The sequence below is a fragment of the Herbaspirillum sp. Her4 genome, from assembly GCF_057961335.1.
In genome coordinates, this window is record NZ_CM176330.1 from 4,053,719 (window position 1) to 4,070,239 (window position 16,521).

Here is a 16,521-nt window from a genome sequence, read left to right on the forward strand (position 1 = left end):
ATGGGAAGAAGCAGGTCACCCGCTGAACAGGTGGCTCGCATTTCCCGAGGGCTGTCCTCCGCGCCCTCTGCGGAGGAAGAGATGGATTCTTGTCGTCGAAAGCCGCCGTCTGCTGGCGCTTTCAGCGTATCCCGGTGGCCCGGAATGGCTGATTTTTGACGCAAAAGTTCACTTGCCCAGAACCAATACGATACGTTTCGTCTCGGATTCTAGGTGCAATCGGGGTACTGCTCAATAAAATTTACGTTTGTTGGCTCGAAATTTTACTTGGCGTCAAAAGGGGTTGGGACAGCGCAATGCTGCCCAGGACCAGTTTCAGTTGGGACTGGATCTGGCGTTCATCGATGTCGGCGCTGCCGGTCAGCAGACGCTGCAGTACGGGGGCGTACAGCAGGTCGAAGACCAGGTTGAGGTCGGCATCTTCCCGGAATTCGCCGCGCTGGGCGCCACGGCGCAGCACGTTGACCAGCGCCAGGCGGCGCGGCTCCAGGTAGTTGTCGTTGAAAATGCGGCGGCTCTCGGGCTCGAACTGAGCCAGCGCGATCATCTCGCGCACCACCCGGCCGGACTTGCCACGCAACAGTTGGGACAGCTGCAGCATGTGCTGTTCGATGTCGTCGCGGGCCGAACCGCTGTCGCCCAGCGGCGGCAACGGTTCGACCGCGCGCAGCAGGGCTTCCATGGCCAGTGCGCTCTTGTTGGGCCACCAGCGGTAGATGGTGGCCTTGCCTACGCCGGCGCGCGCCGCCACGCCCTCCAGCGAGAGCTTGTCGAAACCGATCTCCTCGAGCATCACATAAGTGGCATCGAGGATGGCGTCATGACTGACGGCATTCCTGCGGCGACCGGTGGCCGGATCGGAGATGAAGGTGAGAGAAATGATGTGCTCCAGATGACAAAGGCATGTTTTCCGTCATTGATAACGGCATGCTTTTGGACAACTTGAGCGATTGACAGCAAAAAAACGAAGATTTTTGTGACAAAAATCCCGGAAATCTCATTACTGCATCGTCACCGCGTCCAAGGGACGGCCAAAACGCTCCAGACGCGGCTTGTAGAACTGGTCGGCATCCAGTGAGAAGGCGATGCGACGGGTGCGCCCCATCAGCTCGCTGCGGGCAAAGAAGCCGAAGTAGCGCGAATCCATGCTGTTGTCCCGATTGTCGCCCAGCATCATGTAATGATCGGCCGGCACCACCACCGGGCCGAAGCTGCTGTGCAGGCTGGGATGGGCCTCCGATAGGCGCACCAGGTGATTCATCCCGTCCAGCCTTTCATCGCGGTAGCGCGCCTGGTCGACGCCATCTCCGCTTTCGGGACGCGCGTGCGCCGGGCCGTAGCTGGCGGGCTGGCCATTGATGAAGAGCACGTTGTCACGCAGCTCCACCACATCGCCCGGCAGCCCGATGATGCGCTTGAGCAGCAGTTCGCCGGCCTGCCGCGAATCGATGGTGACGATATCGCCACGCTGCGGTTCACCCAGGCGCAGCAGGCTGATGTGGGTGAGCGGCAGGCGCAGGTCATAGGCCAGCTTGTCGACCAGGATGCGGTCGCCCACCATCACGGTCGGCAGCATGGAGCCGCTGGGCACCACGTTGTAGTCGGCGATGGCGCTGCGAAACACCACCATCAGCGCGATGAAGGCCAGCAGGCCCTTGTTGGCTGCTGCCAGTTGTTTGAGGGGGAAGCTCATGTTGCCGTCTCGTTGTTTGTTTTCACGAAGACCACCATGCTAAATGAAATCAGCTCCATGCGGGCTGGACGCTGCGCAAGGGCGAGGCCGGCCGGTCCCACGCCATCTCGGCCGCCCCCACGCTGAGCGGGCCTCGCAGGCGCCGGGCCGGGCCCCAGACGGTCATTTCCAGATGCGGATGCACATCGGCCATCGTTTCGGGGGCCAGCGGCGATTGGCCTGAGGCGGCCGGATAATCGGCCAACAGGCGGGCAGTACGGGCCAGCGACAAGCGGTATTGGCTGCCGCCACCGGTCTGGCGCCGGGTGAGCCCGCGCACGGCGGCCGCCGCCATCAGATAACCGGTCGCATGGTCCAGCGCCTGCACCGGCAGCGGTACCGGCTTGTCGCTGCCGGCGGCGCGCATGCCGGCCTCGGCAATGCCGCTGCTCATCTGCACCAGGCTGTCGAAGCCGCGCCGCGACGACCACGGACCGCTCCAGCCGTAGGCATTGAGGGCCACATCGACCAGCCCGGGGTTCAGTTCGCGCCGCCGCTGCGCACCCAGCCCCAGGCGCTCCAGGGCATCGGCACGATACCCGTGCACCATCACGTCGGCCTGCCGCACCAGCGCCTCCAGCACGGCGCGCCCGGCTGGCTGGCGCAGGTCCAGTCCGGCGCAACGCTTGCCGAGCGTCATGTCGGGAACCACGCCGGGCTCCTCCCACGAGGCCGGGTCGATGCGCAGCACATCGGCCCCGAAAGCGGCGAGCAAACGCGTGGCAGTCGGGCCGGCCAGCACCCGCGTCAGATCCAGTACCCGCACCCCGGCCAGTGGCCGCACCGGGTCCACCGGGCGCGGCGCGGCCGCAGCCGCATCGAAGTAACGGCAGGCCACCAGCGGCTCGGCCGCCACGGCCGCGCCTTGCGGATGGCTTGCCCATTGCACCTGGCTGCGCATTTCGGCGGCGCAGCCACCGTGGGCTACCACGGCGCTTTCCAGTTCGCTGGCGCGCCAGCCCGAGACGGCACGACCCACGTCCTCGCGCGTGGCCTGCCCTGCATCCAGGCCCAGCGCTGCCAGGGCTGCAGCACGGTGATGGCTGGCGTTGGTGTGGAGGCGGATCCAGCCATCGGCGGCGCGGTAATCGCCCGCTACCGCATCCCACAAAGGCGGCGGCGCCCAGCCCTCGGGCCGCAGGCTGCTGCTGAACCACATTGCTGCAAGGCGGCGATCGCAGTTCACTTCGGGGAAGGCCCCGCCGGCACCGCTGACCAGCCCGGCCAGCGCGAGTCCGGATGCCGCCACCGATGCCTGGGCCAGGTCGGTGGTGGCAAACACCGACGGCAAACCGCCCTCGCCCGTCAGGCCCACGGCGGCAAGAGCGTCAGGATCGCCGTCGAGGGCGTTCCACATCGTGGCAAGCATGGCTTGCGAGGGGGAAAGGGATGTCATGGCAATCCTCGGAATGAAAGGGCGATGACTGCAGGATACTAGCCTTGAATTAATCGTCAATATTGATTAATTTAATCAACTTGTCTGTCTTTCAGGGCCCCCATGAGCCGCTATCTTTCCTCTTCCGAGGCCGCCACCTTGCTCGGCGTATCCCGCCAGACGCTCTACGCCTACGTCAGCCGCGGCCTGCTGCACGCCCATCCCGGCGGGCAGGCCCGCGACCGCCGCTACCTGGCCACCGAGGTCGAGCGGCTGGCCGCCAGCCGTTTCCGTGGACGCAAGCCGCGCGAGGTGGCGCGGGCAGCACTGGACTGGGGCTTGCCGGTGCTGGAATCGGCGCTCACGCTGATCGAAGACGGCCGGCTCTATTACCGGGGCCATGATGCCGTGACCCTGAGCGCCGAGGCCAGCGTCGAAGAGGTTGCCGCCCTGCTCTGGGATTGCACGGTGGAGGATGCCTTTGGCCCGGTGGCGCCGGCCCGGCCGCCACGGATGGAGAGCTTCCAGTCCGAGTGGAGCGCAGGCCGCGCCGAGCAGACCTTGCTGCCGCTGTTTGCCCTGGCCTGCGCCGAAGACATCGGCGCCCAATGGCACCTGCCGCTGCCGCGCCAGCTGGCCAGCTGCGGCTTGCTGGTACGCCGCCTGGCGGCCTGCCTGCTTGGAACGGCGCCTTCCACCGCGCCCCTGCACCAGCAATGTGCCAGCGCCTGGGGACTGGATGCGGCCGGTGCGCAGCTGATACGCCGTGCCCTGGTGCTGTGCGCCGACCATGAACTCAATGCCTCGGGTTTTACTGCCCGATGCATCGCCTCGACCGGCGCCAACCTGCAGGCGGCCGTCATCGGCGGGCTGGCCGCGCTGTCCGGGCCGCTGCATGGCGGCACCACGGCGCGTGTCGAAGCCCTGCTCGAGACGCTGGATGAACAGGACGATCCCGCCGCCAGCCTGCGCCAGCGGCTGGCGCGCGGCGAAGAGCTGCCCGGCTTTGGCCACCATCTCTATCCACAGGGTGACGTGCGCGCTTCCGCCCTGCTGGCACCGCTGCTGCCGGTCCATCCGCGCTGGCAGCAAACCATCGACGTGGTCCGCGAACTGACCGGCCATCCCCCCTCGGTGGACTTTGCCCTGGCCGCAGTGCGGCGCCATCTGCACCTGCCGCCCGGCAGTGCCTTCGGCCTGTTTGCGCTGGGGCGTTCGCTGGGCTGGATCGCCCATGCGCTGGAACAGGGCCGCAGCGGCAGCCTGATCCGGCCGCGGGCTGCCTATGTCGGTGTACGTCCTGGCTGACAAAATTGTCATGTTGATGTCAGCCTCGCGTTGAGCGGCCGAGCTTACATTAGCGTCGTAAGCAGGGGTCGGCCTCGGGTGCTGAGGGGTGCCGCGTGGCCGGCCAGTCCTTCATCCGCAAGCCATCATCGTGAGCCCTATGGTCGTCCCGTTTCGCCGCGTCGCAGCCAGCGCCCGTCTTCGTCATTTCACTCATCCCCCACAACACTCCCCCTTCCGCGCCAAGAAGGGAATGACGGTACTGGTGCTGGCAGCGCTGCTGGGCGGCTGCGCGGTCGGGCCCGATTACGTGCGCCCGGCCATGGATCTGCCCCAGGCCTACAAGGAACAAGGCCCCTGGAAAGTGGCCGCGCCGCGCCAGGCCGATGACCATCAACGCTGGTGGGAAGCCTATGGCGATCCCATCCTCAACGACCTGATCAATCAGGCCAACGCCGCCAACCAAACCATCCAGCAAGCCGCTGCCCAGTATCGCCAGGCCCAGGCCACAGCCGCCGTGGCGCGCGCCAGCCTGTGGCCGACCGTCGGCGCGCAGGCCGGTGCGGCCCGGGCGCAGACCAATACCAACGGCGTGCAACGCCTGGGCGACAGCTACACCGTGGGCCTGAATGCCTCGTGGGAAGCGGACGTCTGGGGCCGCATCCGGCGCGGTGCCGAGGCCGGCGATGCCAGCGCCCAGGCCAGCGCCGCCAGCCTGGCCGCGGCCCGCCTGGCGATCCAGGCCACGCTGGCGCAGAACTACCTGCAACTGCGCGTGACGGACCTGCAAAAGGATTTGTACCGCCGCACGGTCGAGGCCTATACCCGCTCGCTGCAACTGACCACCCATCAATACGAAGCCGGTACCGCCCTGCGTTCCGACGTCGCCCAGGCGGAGACGCAGCTGCGCTCGGCCCAGGCCCAACTGATCGACCTGGACGCCACCCGCAACCAGCTGGAACACGCCATCGCCATGCTGATCGGCAAGGCACCGGCGGCCTTCAGCCTGGCTCCCCTGCCAGCGGCGGCGGCCACCGACAGCGGCATGGATGCCAATGCCCTGCGCCTGCAGGCCAGCCTGCCGCAGATTCCGGCAGGTTTGCCCTCCGACCTGCTGGAGCGCCGCCCCGACATCGCCAATGCCGAACGCCTGGCCGCTGCCGCCAACGCCAATATCGGCGTGGCCCGTGCGGCTTACTTCCCGACCCTGACCCTGTCGACCACCGGCGGCTACAACAGCGCCTCGTTCGCCGACCTGTTCAACACGCCCAGCCGCGTCTGGTCGCTGGGTGCAGCGCTGGCCGAGACGCTCTTCGATGGCGGCGCGCGCACTGCCCGCAACGACGCCGCGATGGCCGCCTATGACGCTGCCGCTGCGCAATACAAGCAGACCGTCCTGGCCGGCTTGCAGGACGTGGAAGACAACCTCTCCACCCTGCGCGTGCTGGATCAGGAAAGCGCGGCCCAGGCCCAGGCCGTCAGATCGGCGCAGCTGGCCGAACGGCTGGCCATGAGCCAGTACCAGGCCGGCACCGTGACGTATCTGTCGGTTGTCACCACCCAGGCCACCTCCCTGACCAACCAGCGCAGCGCAGTCACCCTGCTGGGCCGCCAGCTGGTCGCCAGCGTGGCGCTGATCAAGGCCACCGGCGGCGGCTGGCAGGTCGGACAGACCGATCCGGCCAGCGTGCAGGCACCGATGGCAGCGCGCTGATGTGCGCGGCCCATCTTCCGAATCCCATGTGCATTTTCCAGGACGAGTTTCAGGCATGACCACCTCACCCAACTCCCCCAAGACTCCCCCGACTCCGCAACGCTCCCCGCTGGCCATCGTCGTGGCGACGGCCCTGATCCTGGCCGCCGGCGTCGGCGGCTGGAGCGCGATGCAACGCGCCGCCGCAGCCGATCAGCCCGCAGCCAAGACAGCACCACCGGTATCGGTCTCGGTGGCCCGCGTGCAGGAGCGCGATCTGCCGCTGTATCTGGCCGGCGTCGGCACGGTCACCGCCAATGCCAGCGTGGTCGTCAAGACCCGCATCGACGGCCAGCTGGACAAGGTCGGCTTCGAGGAAGGCCAGGAGGTCAAGAAGGGACAACTGCTGGCGCAGATCGACCCGCGTGCGCTGCAGGCGCAACTGGCGCAGGCCGAGGCGCAACGGGCCAAGGATGCGGCCACCCTCATGAATGCGCGCCTGGACCTGCAGCGCTACACCACCCTGCGCAGCCAGGATGCGGCCACCCAGCAGCAGCTGGATACGCAGAAGGCGCTGGTGGCGCAGCTGGAGGCAGCGGTCAAGACCGATGAGGCGCAGGTGGCCTATGCCAAGGTGCAACTGAGCTACACCACCATCAATGCGCCACTCTCGGGTCGTGTCGGTGCGCGCCTGGTCGATCCGGGCAATATCGTGCATGCGGCCGATGCCAATGGCCTGGTGGTCATCAACCAGATCGATCCGATCACGCTGGTCTTCACCCTGCCGGAAGAAGCCGTGGTCGGCATCAACCGGGCCCAGCGCAACAGCCAGCAGCCGCTGAAGGTGGTCGCCTATGCGCGCGACTCTCAGGAAGTACTGGCCACCGGCAAGCTGATCCTGCTGGACAACCAGATCAACACCACCAACGGCACTGTGCAGTTGAAGGCACGCTTCGACAATGCCGAACACAAGCTGTGGCCGGGCCAGTACGTCAATGCCCGCCTGCAGATGAACAGCCACAGCAACGCCCTGACCGTGCCCGCTGCCGCCATCCAGCGCAACCAGCAAGGCACTTATGTCTATGCCATCGACCAGGACGACAAGGCCAACATGCAGCCGGTCAAGGTCGACCGCATCCAGGACGGCGTCGCCGTCCTGGCCGCCGACAGCGGCCTGACGGCAGACCAGCGCGTCGTCATCGACGGCCAGTACAAGCTCAAGCCGGGCAGCCGCATCGTGGAAAGCAAGCCGCAGCCGGCCAAGGGCGCTGTTGCTGCTGCGCCTGCCGCCAACGCTGACGCGAAAGGAAGCACCAAGTGAGCGTCTCCGCCGCCTTCATCAAGCGCCCCATCGGCACCACGCTGCTGGCCATCGCCATCCTGCTGGTGGGCATCGCGGTGTGGCCGCTGTTGCCGGTCGCGCCCTTGCCTCAGGTCGATTTCCCGACCATCCAGGTGACCGCGCAATTGCCGGGAGGCAGTCCCGAGACCATGGCCTCCAACGTGGCACAGCCGCTGGAACGCCAGTTTTCGCTGATCGCGGGTCTCTCGCAGATGACCTCGCAGAGCACCCTGGGCAGCACCCAGATCACCCTGCAGTTCGACCTCAACCGCAACATCGATGCCGCCGCGCTGGACGTGCAGGCCGCCATCAACGCCTCCACCGGCCAGTTGCCGGCCAACCTGCCCAATCCGCCGACCTTCCGCAAGATCAATCCGGCCGATTCGCCCATCATGATCATGTCGGTGCAGTCCGATGCACTGCCGCTGACGGTGGTCAACGACTATGCCGACAACATCCTGGCCCAGCAGATCTCGCAGATCTCAGGCGTGGGCCTGGTGAGCGTGAACGGCCAGCAGAAACCGGCCGTGCGCATCCAGGTCGATCCGGCCAAGATCGCTACGCTGGGCATCAGCCTGGAAGAAATTCGCGGCGTCATCGCCACCACCACGGTGAACCAGCCCAAGGGCACGGTCGATGGCGCGCGCCAGGCCTTCACCGTCTATACCAACGACCAGCTGCTCAAGGCCGAGCAGTGGAACGACATGGTCCTGGCCTGGCGCAATGGCGCGCCGATCCGCGTCAAGGACATCGGCATCGCCATCGACGGCCCGGAGAACAACAAGATCGCCGCCTGGGCCTTCGCCGGTGCGGCCAATACGGCCGATCACACCATCAGCAATGGCCGCTCCATCGTGCTGGCCATCACCAAGCAGCCCGGTGCCAACGTGATCGAGACCGTGGGCCGCATCAAGGCCGCCATGCCACGCCTGCGCGCGGCCATCCCGGCGGCGATCAACGTCAACACCCTGATCGACCGCACCCAGACCATCCGCGCCTCCGTGGAGGATGTGGAATTCACCCTGGTGCTCACCATCGCGCTGGTGGTGATGGTGATTTTCGTGTTCCTGCGCAATGTGGCGGCCACGCTGATCCCGTCGGTCACGGTGCCGCTGGCCATCATGGGCACGGCCGGGGTCATGTACGTGGTCGGCTACAGCCTCGACAACCTCTCACTGATGGCGCTGACCATTGCGGTCGGTTTCGTGGTGGATGACGCCATCGTCATGCTGGAAAACATCTACCGCTACGTCGAGGAAGGCATGTCGCCGCTGGAAGCGGCCCTCAAGGGCGCGGGCGAAATCGGCTTCACCATCATCTCGATCTCGGTGTCGCTGGTGGCGGTATTCATTCCGCTGCTGCTGATGGGTGGCATCGTCGGGCGGCTGTTCCGCGAATTTGCGGTGACGGTCACGCTGACCATTGCGGTCTCGGTCATCATCTCGCTCACGCTCACACCCATGCTGTGCTCGCGCTTCCTCAAGAACGAGCATGGCCGTCAGCACGGCAAGCTATATCAATGGTTCGAACGCTGCTTCGATGCCATGCTCAATGGCTACAAGCGCGGGCTCGACGTGGTGATGAAGCACCAGTTCATCACGCTGATGAGCTTCATCGCCACGGTGGCCCTGACGGTGGTGCTGTTCATCTTCATCCCCAAGGGTTTCTTCCCGCAGCAGGACAATGGCGTCATCGTCGGCTTTGCCGAGTCGGCCCAGGATACGTCTTCGGCGGCCATGCAGGAACGGCTGCTGAAGGTGGCCGAGGTGGTGCGCAAGGATCCGGACGTAATCGGCTTTGCCATGAGCGCCGGTTCCACCACCTTCAATACCGGGCAATTCTTCATCGCACTGAAACCCAAGGATGAAGGCCGCACCACCAATGCCGACGAAGTCATCGCGCGCCTGCGTCCGCAGGTGGCCAAGGTGCAAGGCGTGAACCTGTTCATGCAGGCCAGCCAGGACATCAACGTCGGCGGCCGTCTCTCGCGCACCCAGTACCAGTACACCATCACCGACACCGACCTCGATGAACTGAACGTGTGGGCACCGCGCATGCTGGATCGCTTCCGCCAATTGCCGCAGCTGACCGACGTGGCCTCCGACCAGCAGAACCAGGCAGCAGCAGCGGTCATCACCATCGACCGGGCACGCGCCTCCAGCTTCGGCATTTCGCCTTCGCTCATCGATGCCACCATCTATGACGCCATCGGCCAGCGCCAAGTGGCGCAATACTTCACGCAGATCAACAGCTACCGCGTGATTCTGGAGGTGACGCCACAGTTGCAGAAGGATCCTGCACTCTTCGACAAACTCTACCTGACCTCGCCCCTGACCGGCCAGCAGGTGCCGCTGTCGACCTTCGTGAAGGTCGATACCACCAAGACCTCTTACCTGTCGATCAGCCACCAGAGCCAGTTCCCGGCGGTGACGATTTCCTTCAACCTGGCCAAGGGCGTCTCGCTGGGCGAGGCGGTAGACATCATCCAGAAAACCAAGGACGAGATGGGCGTGCCGCAGACCCTGGTGGGCAACTTCCAGGGAACGGCCAAGGCCTTCGGTGATTCGCTGGCCTCGCAGCCTTATCTCATCGCGGCCGCCCTGATCGCGGTCTACATCGTGCTGGGCCTGCTCTACGAGAGCTACATCCATCCGCTGACCATTCTCTCCACGCTTCCCTCGGCCGGCGTGGGGGCACTGCTGATCCTGATGATCGGCGGTTACGACCTGTCGGTGATCGCCCTGATCGGCATCATCCTGCTGATCGGCATCGTCAAGAAGAACGGCATCATGATGATCGACTTCGCCCTCACCGCCGAGCGCACCCAGGGCCTGAAGCCGGAAGAAGCGATCTACCAGGCCTGCCTGCTGCGCTTCCGTCCCATCATGATGACCACCATGTGCGCCCTGCTCTCGGGCCTGCCGCTCATGCTCGGCCATGGTGCCGGCTCCGAGCTGCGCCGTCCGCTGGGTTATGCCATGGTCGGCGGCCTGGTGCTGTCGCAGGCGCTCACGCTCTTCACCACGCCGGTGGTCTACCTTTACCTGGACCGTGCGCATTACTGGTACGAACGCAAGAAGAAGGCAAGGCAGGAACGCAAGGCCGCGCGCCTGGCACAGGAACATTGACTCCGTAGCTGTTCATCAACAAGGGGAGCCGGGAAGGTAGAATCCGGCATGGGCCGGCGCCGGGGAATGTTCCCGGCGCGGCCAGTGGAGACCGAATGAAGATCCTGATAGTCGAAGACGAGCAAAAGATGTCCGAATACCTCTGCAAGGGCCTCACCGAGCAGGGATGCGCGGTGGATGTGGCCAGCAACGGCATCGACGGGCAGCACCTGGCGATCCAGCATGACTACGACGTCATCGTGCTGGACGTGATGCTGCCGGGCCTGGATGGCTTTGCCGTGCTGCGTTCGCTGCGTACCGTCAAGCAGACGCCGGTCATCATGCTGACCGCGCGCGACAGCGTGGAAGACCGCATCAAGGGCTTGCATGACGGCGCCGATGATTACCTCATCAAGCCGTTCTCCTTCCTGGAACTGCTGGCCCGCCTGCAGGCCCTGACCCGCCGTGGCCGCGTGCAGGAAGCGCCGCAGCTGCGCATCGGCGACCTGCAGATCGACCTGATCTCGCGCAAGGCCTTCCGGGGCGGGCTGCGCATCGACCTCACCGCCAAGGAGTTCGCCCTGCTGGCCGTGATGGCACGCAGACAGGGCGAGATCCTCTCCAAGACCGCCATCGCCGAACTGGTCTGGGACATGAATTTCGACAGCAATACCAACGTGGTGGAAGTCGCCATCAAGCGCCTGCGCGCCAAGATCGACGCGCCCTTCGAACAGAAGCTGCTGCATACCGTGCGCGGCATGGGCTACGTGCTGGAGCCGCGCGCCACCTCCGATGCCGGCGATGAGTGAGACCGCTGCCGCGCCGGCAAAGAAGCGCCGCCTGCCGCTGCGCCAATCCATCACCGCGCGGCTGGTGCTGATGTCGGCGGCGTCGGCCCTGTTGATCTTCGCGGTGGCCGGCGTGGTGCTCTACACCGTCCTGAAGGGGGAACTGCTGCGCCATGAGCGCGATGCCCTCTTCACCACCCTCAATGACATCAGCTACCAGATCGAGCGCGCCGGCAATACCGAGCGCTGGGCCCGCGTACAGTTGAAACTGTCGACGCTCTCGCAGGCCGACCAGCACGTGTTCTTCTGGATCGCCAGCGATGATCCCCGCTACACCTATGGCGACCTGACGCGGCTCGCGCCCTCGGCCATCAATCATGCCGACGGCAAACAGGTCGGCCGCCTGCACCTGCCGGGCCGCGCCTATCCACTGCACATCATGACGCGCACCCTGCCGGCCTTCGAGGATCGTCCTGAAGTGCGCGTGACGGTCGGTGTCGATGGGGCTCCCTACTTCGAGATGCGCCGCACCTTCCTGCTGGCCACCAGCATTTCCTCGCTGCTGGGCATCGTGCTGGCGGTCATCTCCAGCTACTGGATCGCTCGAGCGGGGCTGGCCCCGCTGCGGCGCATGTCGGCGCGCGCGCAAAGCTTTTCGCCACGCAAACTGTCAGCTCGCATGCCGGTGGAAGCCTTGCCGGAAGAATTGTCGGTATTGGCCGATGCCTTCAACGGTGCGCTGGAACGCATCGAGCAGGCCTATACCCAGCTCGAGGCCTTCAATGCGGACGTGGCCCATGAATTGCGCACGCCCCTTGCCAACCTGATCGGCGAGACCCAGGTGGCGCTGGCGCGCGAACGCAGTGCGGGGGAATTCAAGGACGTGCTGCAATCGAACCTGGAAGAGCTGGACCGCATCCGTTCCATCGTCAACGACATGCTGTTCCTGGCGCGCTCCGACCAGGGCGAAGCGGCCACTGCCCGGGTACCGGTGCGGGTCGCCGAAGCGGTGCAGAAGACCGTGGATTTCTTCGAGTTCGTGCTGGATGACACCGGCATGTCCATCACCGTGGCGGGCGATCTGGAGGCCACAGCCACCATGGAAACGGCGCTCTTCAAGCGCGCCCTGACCAACCTGATCCAGAACGCCATCCAGCATTCGCCGCAGGGCGCGCAATTGCGCATCGACATTTCCGGCGGCGAAGAGATGGTGCGCGTGGCCGTGACCAATCCCGGCCCGGCCATCGACGAGCAACACCTGCCACGCCTGTTCGACCGCTTCTACCGCGTCGACAGCGCGCGCCAGGACATCAACGGCAGCCACGGCCACGGCCTGGGGCTGGCCATCGTCAAGGCAGTGGCCCGCATGCATGGCGGGCGCGCTTTTGCCAGCAGCAGTGGCGGGCACAATACCATCGGCTTTACCATCGCGCGCCAGTGAACGCGCCGGTTGCACTCAATGGCGCGATGGCTCAATGGCTCAATAACCGCGCTTGAGATCGACATTGGCAGCGATCTCGCCGGTGTTGCGATAGCGGCGGATATTGGCGGCCACGATGGCTGAAGCGGTACCCGAATCGGTCGGTGCCGAACAATGCGGCAGCACCGTCACTGCAGGATGCGACCAGGGCCACGCCTCCGGCGGCAAGGGCTCGGTGGCGAACACGTCCAGCACCGCGTGACGCAATCTGCCTGCATCCAGCGCCTGGCGCAGCGCCTCATCATCGATGATCGGCCCGCGTGCGAAATTGATGAGCTGTGCCTGAGGAGGTAGTAGTGCCAGCCGCGCTGCATCCAGCAGTCCGCGCGTTTCGGCCGTCAAAGGCAGCAGGCAAACCAGAATGTCAGTCTGAGCCAGTATCTCCGCCAGCCCGTCCATGCCGCTGCAGGTCCGCACGTCCGGCACGTTGCGCGCACTGCGGCTCCAGCCCAGCACCGGGAATCGCGCTTGGCGCAATGCCACGGCTGCCGCTTCACCCAGCGTGCCCAGGCCGAGGATGCCGACGCGGCGCTGCTCCGGCAGCACATAGTCCAGCGGCTGCCATTGCCGCGCCTCTTGCTGGCGCGCGTAATGCGGCATGTCGCGATGCAGGTAGAGCGTCCAGGCCAGCACGGCTTCGGCCATGGTGGCGGCCAGGCGCGGATCGACCAGGCGCGTGATCTGCAAGTCGCTCTGTCCGAGATCGGCCACCAGCCGCTCCACCCCGGCCCAGACGCTATGCACCCACTGCAGTTGCGGCAGCAATTTCAGCTGCGCCGGATCAGGATTGGCGACGATGGCCACGCGGCATTGCGCGCGTTGGTCTTCGTCCAGCTCGCTGAAGGCGATGATCTCTTCCTCCGGCATGGCCGCGCGCAAAGCTTGCAACCACGACGCTACCGCAGCGGGATCACTCTGGCTGACGAAGGGGATGGGCGCGGGCGCACTCATTTCGCGTACACCGTCGCCAGATCGCGGAAGCCCTTGACTTCGATGGGGTTGCCCGAGGGATCGAGGAAGAACATCGTGGCCTGCTCGCCCGGTTCGCCCGCAAAGCGGATCTGCGGGGCCAGCACGAATTGCACCTCCCCGCTGGCGCTGAGGCGATCCGCCAGTTGCTGCCATTCATCCAGTTGCAGGATCACGCCCAGGTGCGGCATCGGCACCAGATGATGGCCGACATGGCCGGTGTTGCTCACGGCAAACGGCTCACCCAGGTGCAGCGAAAGTTGATGGCCGAAGAAATCGATGTCGACCCAGGTTTCGGTGCTGCGCCCTTCGGCGCAACCCAGCAGGTCGCAATAGAAGTGGCGCGACTGGTCGAGGTCGCGCACGTGGTAGGCCAGGTGGAAGATGGATGGCATGGACAGTCCCGGATCGGCAGGCAGGTTGCGAAAGCCGACAAGCATACCGCAACCATCGTGCTTGTATGGAAACAAGCCAAGGATGCTTCCCTACAAGAGGAGCGGGCTACGATTGACATGCGTCAAGCAGCCCGGGATTTGCGCTGGACGCATGGAGGTGCCCGGCCTAATCTGCCTGCATGGCATCCCGCCCCGGATGTCTTCCCCCACGAATTTCCGAGGAGCCACCATGAGCTACAAGTCCATCCTGGTCCACGTCGACCAGTCGCGCCACGCCGCCCAGCGCATCCGCATTGCCGCCGAGCTGGCCCGCGCACAGCAGGCGCACCTGATCGGCAGCGCCGTCAGCGGCATCTCCAGCTTCATCACCATGGAAGGCGCGGCCTACATCGCGGCGCAGATGGATGGTTTCCGCGACCGCGCGCTGGCCGCGCTGGAAAATTTCGACAAGATCGCCAACAGCGTGGGCGTGCCCTCCTGCGAAAAGCGTTTCGTCGATGACGACGCCGAGGGTGGACTGGCCCTGCAGGCGCGCTATGCCGACCTGGTAGTGGTGAGCCAGGCCGACCTGGACGATGCCGATGACAGTTTCCTCACCGACCTGCCCGAGTACGTCATGCTCAATTCACCGCGCCCGGTGCTCATCATCCCCAGCGCCGGTGAATTCAAGCAGGTAGGCAAGAATGCCCTGATCGCCTGGGATGGCAGCATGGAATCGACCCGCGCCATCACGGCCGCCCTGCCCCTGCTGCGCCAGGCCGACAACGTGACGGTGGTGCTGTTCAACTCCGACAAGCGCCTGGGCACCCACGGTGAACAGCCCGGTGCCGACATCGCGCTCTATCTGGCGCGCCATGGCGTGAAGGTGGAAGTGGCACAGGAACAGACCACGCTCGATATCGGCAATGCCCTGCTCTCGCTGGCTGCCGACAAGGGCTCCGACCTGCTGGTCATGGGCGGCTACGGACACACCCGCTTCCGCGAAGTGCTGCTGGGCGGCGTGACGCTGACCATCCTCAAGACCATGACGCTGCCGGTGCTGATGGCACACTGACACCGTCAGCGACACTTGCGCGGATTCAGCGCGCCTCCACCACCGGCCCCTCGCGGGCCGGTGTCTTTTGGGCGGCCAGGCGCTCGCGCTGCTGCAGGCGGGCACGGCGCTTGCGCACCCAGATGATCACCCCGGTGACCGACAGCATCGCTACCAGCACGCCCATCAAGGAAATCAGCACGCGTCCCGTCAGCCCGAGGATGCGGCCGGAATGCAGCGGGAATTGCGCCTGCAGGAAGATATCGCCTGCACTGCCGCGTCCCGGAATCTTGCCGCCTTCATAGGCGCCGCTCATGGCATCGAAATACAGCCAGGCATTGCCGAGGCCCACATCGCCATGGTCATTGCCAGGCTGGAAGAAGCCCACGCCATAGACCCCGAACATTCCCGAGTAGAAGACCCCGCCGACCGGCTCCGTCAGGCCCAGCTTCTCGCCTTGCGCGCGTCCCAGCGCCACCGCTTCCTCGCGTGAAATACGCGGTTCCGGCACCTTCTCGGGCGCAATCGGCTTACGCGTGTCGAAGGGGCCCGCAGTCAGGGTGGAAACGCTTTGCAGAATCGGACGCATGACCTGCCGCTCCAGATTCATCGACACCGACGTCACCGCCAACACCAGCAGCAAGCCCCAGATCCAGACGCCGCCCGAGCGGTGCAGGTCGAAGTTGAGCTTGTGCCCGCCCTCGCGCCAGCGGAAGGCCAGCGACTTGCGCCAGCTGCGCCAGTTGGGGAAGGACAGATAGAGCGCAATGAAGCAATCCAGCGCCCACACGATCCCGATGATGCCCATCAGCCAGATGCCGGTCTCGATCCCGCCCATGTCCGGCAGGTGCATCGTGTAATGCAGTTTGTAGAGGAAAGGCAGCAGGTTTTCACGCGCCAGCGAAATCGCGCCCCACATGCGGCGGCCCTGTATTTCACCGGTCACCGGATCGACCGCGATCTGGTTGTAATCCAGGACCGGCAGCTTGCCGGTAGCCGGATCCAGGCGCGGTTCGACCATCATGCTGATGGTATGGCCGGGCTCGGCTTCGGTGAGCACATAGGTCACGCGCAGCTTGGGCTCGGCCGCTTCCACGCGCTGCGCCAGTTCCAGCCCGGGCATGGGCTGCCCGGCGTCCGGACGGTCGGCGCTGCGGGCATGGAACAGTTGCGGATTGAGCCAGGCATCCAGTTCGTGATCCCAGGAGATCAGCGCACCGGTCACGCCGGCGATGAACAGGAACACGGCCACGGCCAGGCCGAACCAGCGATGGAGGAGGACGAGGAGTGCGCGCATGGGCTGGATTACCTGGCTAATTG

13 protein-coding genes are annotated in these 16,521 nt (G+C 65.5%); 7 read left to right on the forward strand and 6 right to left on the reverse strand.

Annotated features, from left to right (window positions below):
• Positions 1–241: 241 nt before the first annotated feature.
• The 3 genes from ACWFUC_RS18395 to ACWFUC_RS18405 form a co-directional block, all read right to left on the reverse strand.
• Positions 242–892 carry a TetR/AcrR family transcriptional regulator gene (locus ACWFUC_RS18395; RefSeq protein ID WP_280920959.1) on the reverse strand — a complete coding sequence of 217 codons (651 nt, stop codon included), beginning with the start codon at positions 890–892 and terminating at the stop codon, positions 242–244.
• A 108-nt stretch (positions 893–1,000) separates the two neighbouring features.
• Positions 1,001–1,693, reverse strand: coding sequence for a signal peptidase I (lepB, locus tag ACWFUC_RS18400; RefSeq protein WP_286869228.1), 693 nt, complete (start codon positions 1,691–1,693; stop codon positions 1,001–1,003).
• A gap of 49 nt (positions 1,694–1,742) precedes the next feature.
• Positions 1,743–3,128, reverse strand: a complete 1,386-nt coding sequence (locus ACWFUC_RS18405) for a CoA transferase (protein ID WP_489637254.1) — start codon at positions 3,126–3,128, stop codon at positions 1,743–1,745.
• A 102-nt stretch (positions 3,129–3,230) separates the two neighbouring features.
• On the opposite strand from ACWFUC_RS18405, the gene ACWFUC_RS18410 reads away from it, so the two are divergent.
• The 6 genes from ACWFUC_RS18410 (at position 3,231) to ACWFUC_RS18435 (ending at position 12,765) form a co-directional block, all read left to right on the forward strand.
• Entirely contained in the window at positions 3,231–4,415 is a 1,185-nt protein-coding gene (locus tag ACWFUC_RS18410; RefSeq protein ID WP_489622943.1) for a citrate synthase family protein, read from the forward strand.
• A gap of 232 nt (positions 4,416–4,647) precedes the next feature.
• A complete protein-coding gene (locus tag ACWFUC_RS18415; RefSeq protein WP_489622944.1) occupies positions 4,648–6,108 on the forward strand; it encodes an efflux transporter outer membrane subunit in 1,461 nt (486 codons plus the stop codon).
• 55 nt (positions 6,109–6,163) lie between these two features.
• Positions 6,164–7,408: an efflux RND transporter periplasmic adaptor subunit gene (locus ACWFUC_RS18420; protein ID WP_489622945.1), complete on the forward strand. Its 1,245-nt coding sequence runs from the start codon at positions 6,164–6,166 to the stop codon at positions 7,406–7,408.
• On the forward strand, positions 7,405–10,557 hold the full coding sequence (locus ACWFUC_RS18425; RefSeq protein WP_489637255.1) for an efflux RND transporter permease subunit: 3,153 nt from the start codon (positions 7,405–7,407) through the stop codon (positions 10,555–10,557). Before ACWFUC_RS18420 ends, ACWFUC_RS18425 begins: the two co-directional genes overlap by 4 nt.
• A 95-nt stretch (positions 10,558–10,652) precedes the next feature.
• A complete protein-coding gene (locus ACWFUC_RS18430; RefSeq protein ID WP_034341551.1) occupies positions 10,653–11,345 on the forward strand; it encodes a heavy metal response regulator transcription factor in 693 nt (230 codons plus the stop codon).
• The gene (locus ACWFUC_RS18435; protein WP_489622946.1) at positions 11,338–12,765 is read left to right on the forward strand and encodes a heavy metal sensor histidine kinase; all 1,428 of its coding nucleotides are present in this window, start codon (positions 11,338–11,340) and stop codon (positions 12,763–12,765) included. Before ACWFUC_RS18430 ends, ACWFUC_RS18435 begins: the two co-directional genes overlap by 8 nt.
• 39 nt (positions 12,766–12,804) lie before the next feature.
• Here ACWFUC_RS18435 and ACWFUC_RS18440 read toward each other — a convergent pair whose 3' ends face one another.
• Positions 12,805–13,755 carry a 2-hydroxyacid dehydrogenase gene (locus tag ACWFUC_RS18440; protein WP_489622947.1) on the reverse strand — a complete coding sequence of 317 codons (951 nt, stop codon included), beginning with the start codon at positions 13,753–13,755 and terminating at the stop codon, positions 12,805–12,807.
• The gene (locus ACWFUC_RS18445; protein ID WP_034341547.1) at positions 13,752–14,168 is read right to left on the reverse strand and encodes a VOC family protein; all 417 of its coding nucleotides are present in this window, start codon (positions 14,166–14,168) and stop codon (positions 13,752–13,754) included. The genes ACWFUC_RS18440 and ACWFUC_RS18445 overlap by 4 nt, the downstream gene beginning before the upstream one ends.
• 229 nt (positions 14,169–14,397) lie before the next feature.
• Here ACWFUC_RS18445 and ACWFUC_RS18450 point away from each other — a divergent pair, with 229 nt between their 5' ends.
• Positions 14,398–15,222, forward strand: coding sequence for a universal stress protein (locus ACWFUC_RS18450; protein WP_121045592.1), 825 nt, complete (start codon positions 14,398–14,400; stop codon positions 15,220–15,222).
• A 25-nt stretch (positions 15,223–15,247) separates the two neighbouring features.
• Here ACWFUC_RS18450 and ACWFUC_RS18455 read toward each other — a convergent pair whose 3' ends face one another.
• Positions 15,248–16,498, reverse strand: a complete 1,251-nt coding sequence (locus tag ACWFUC_RS18455; protein WP_489622948.1) for a PepSY-associated TM helix domain-containing protein — start codon at positions 16,496–16,498, stop codon at positions 15,248–15,250.
• Positions 16,499–16,521 lie beyond the last annotated feature (23 nt).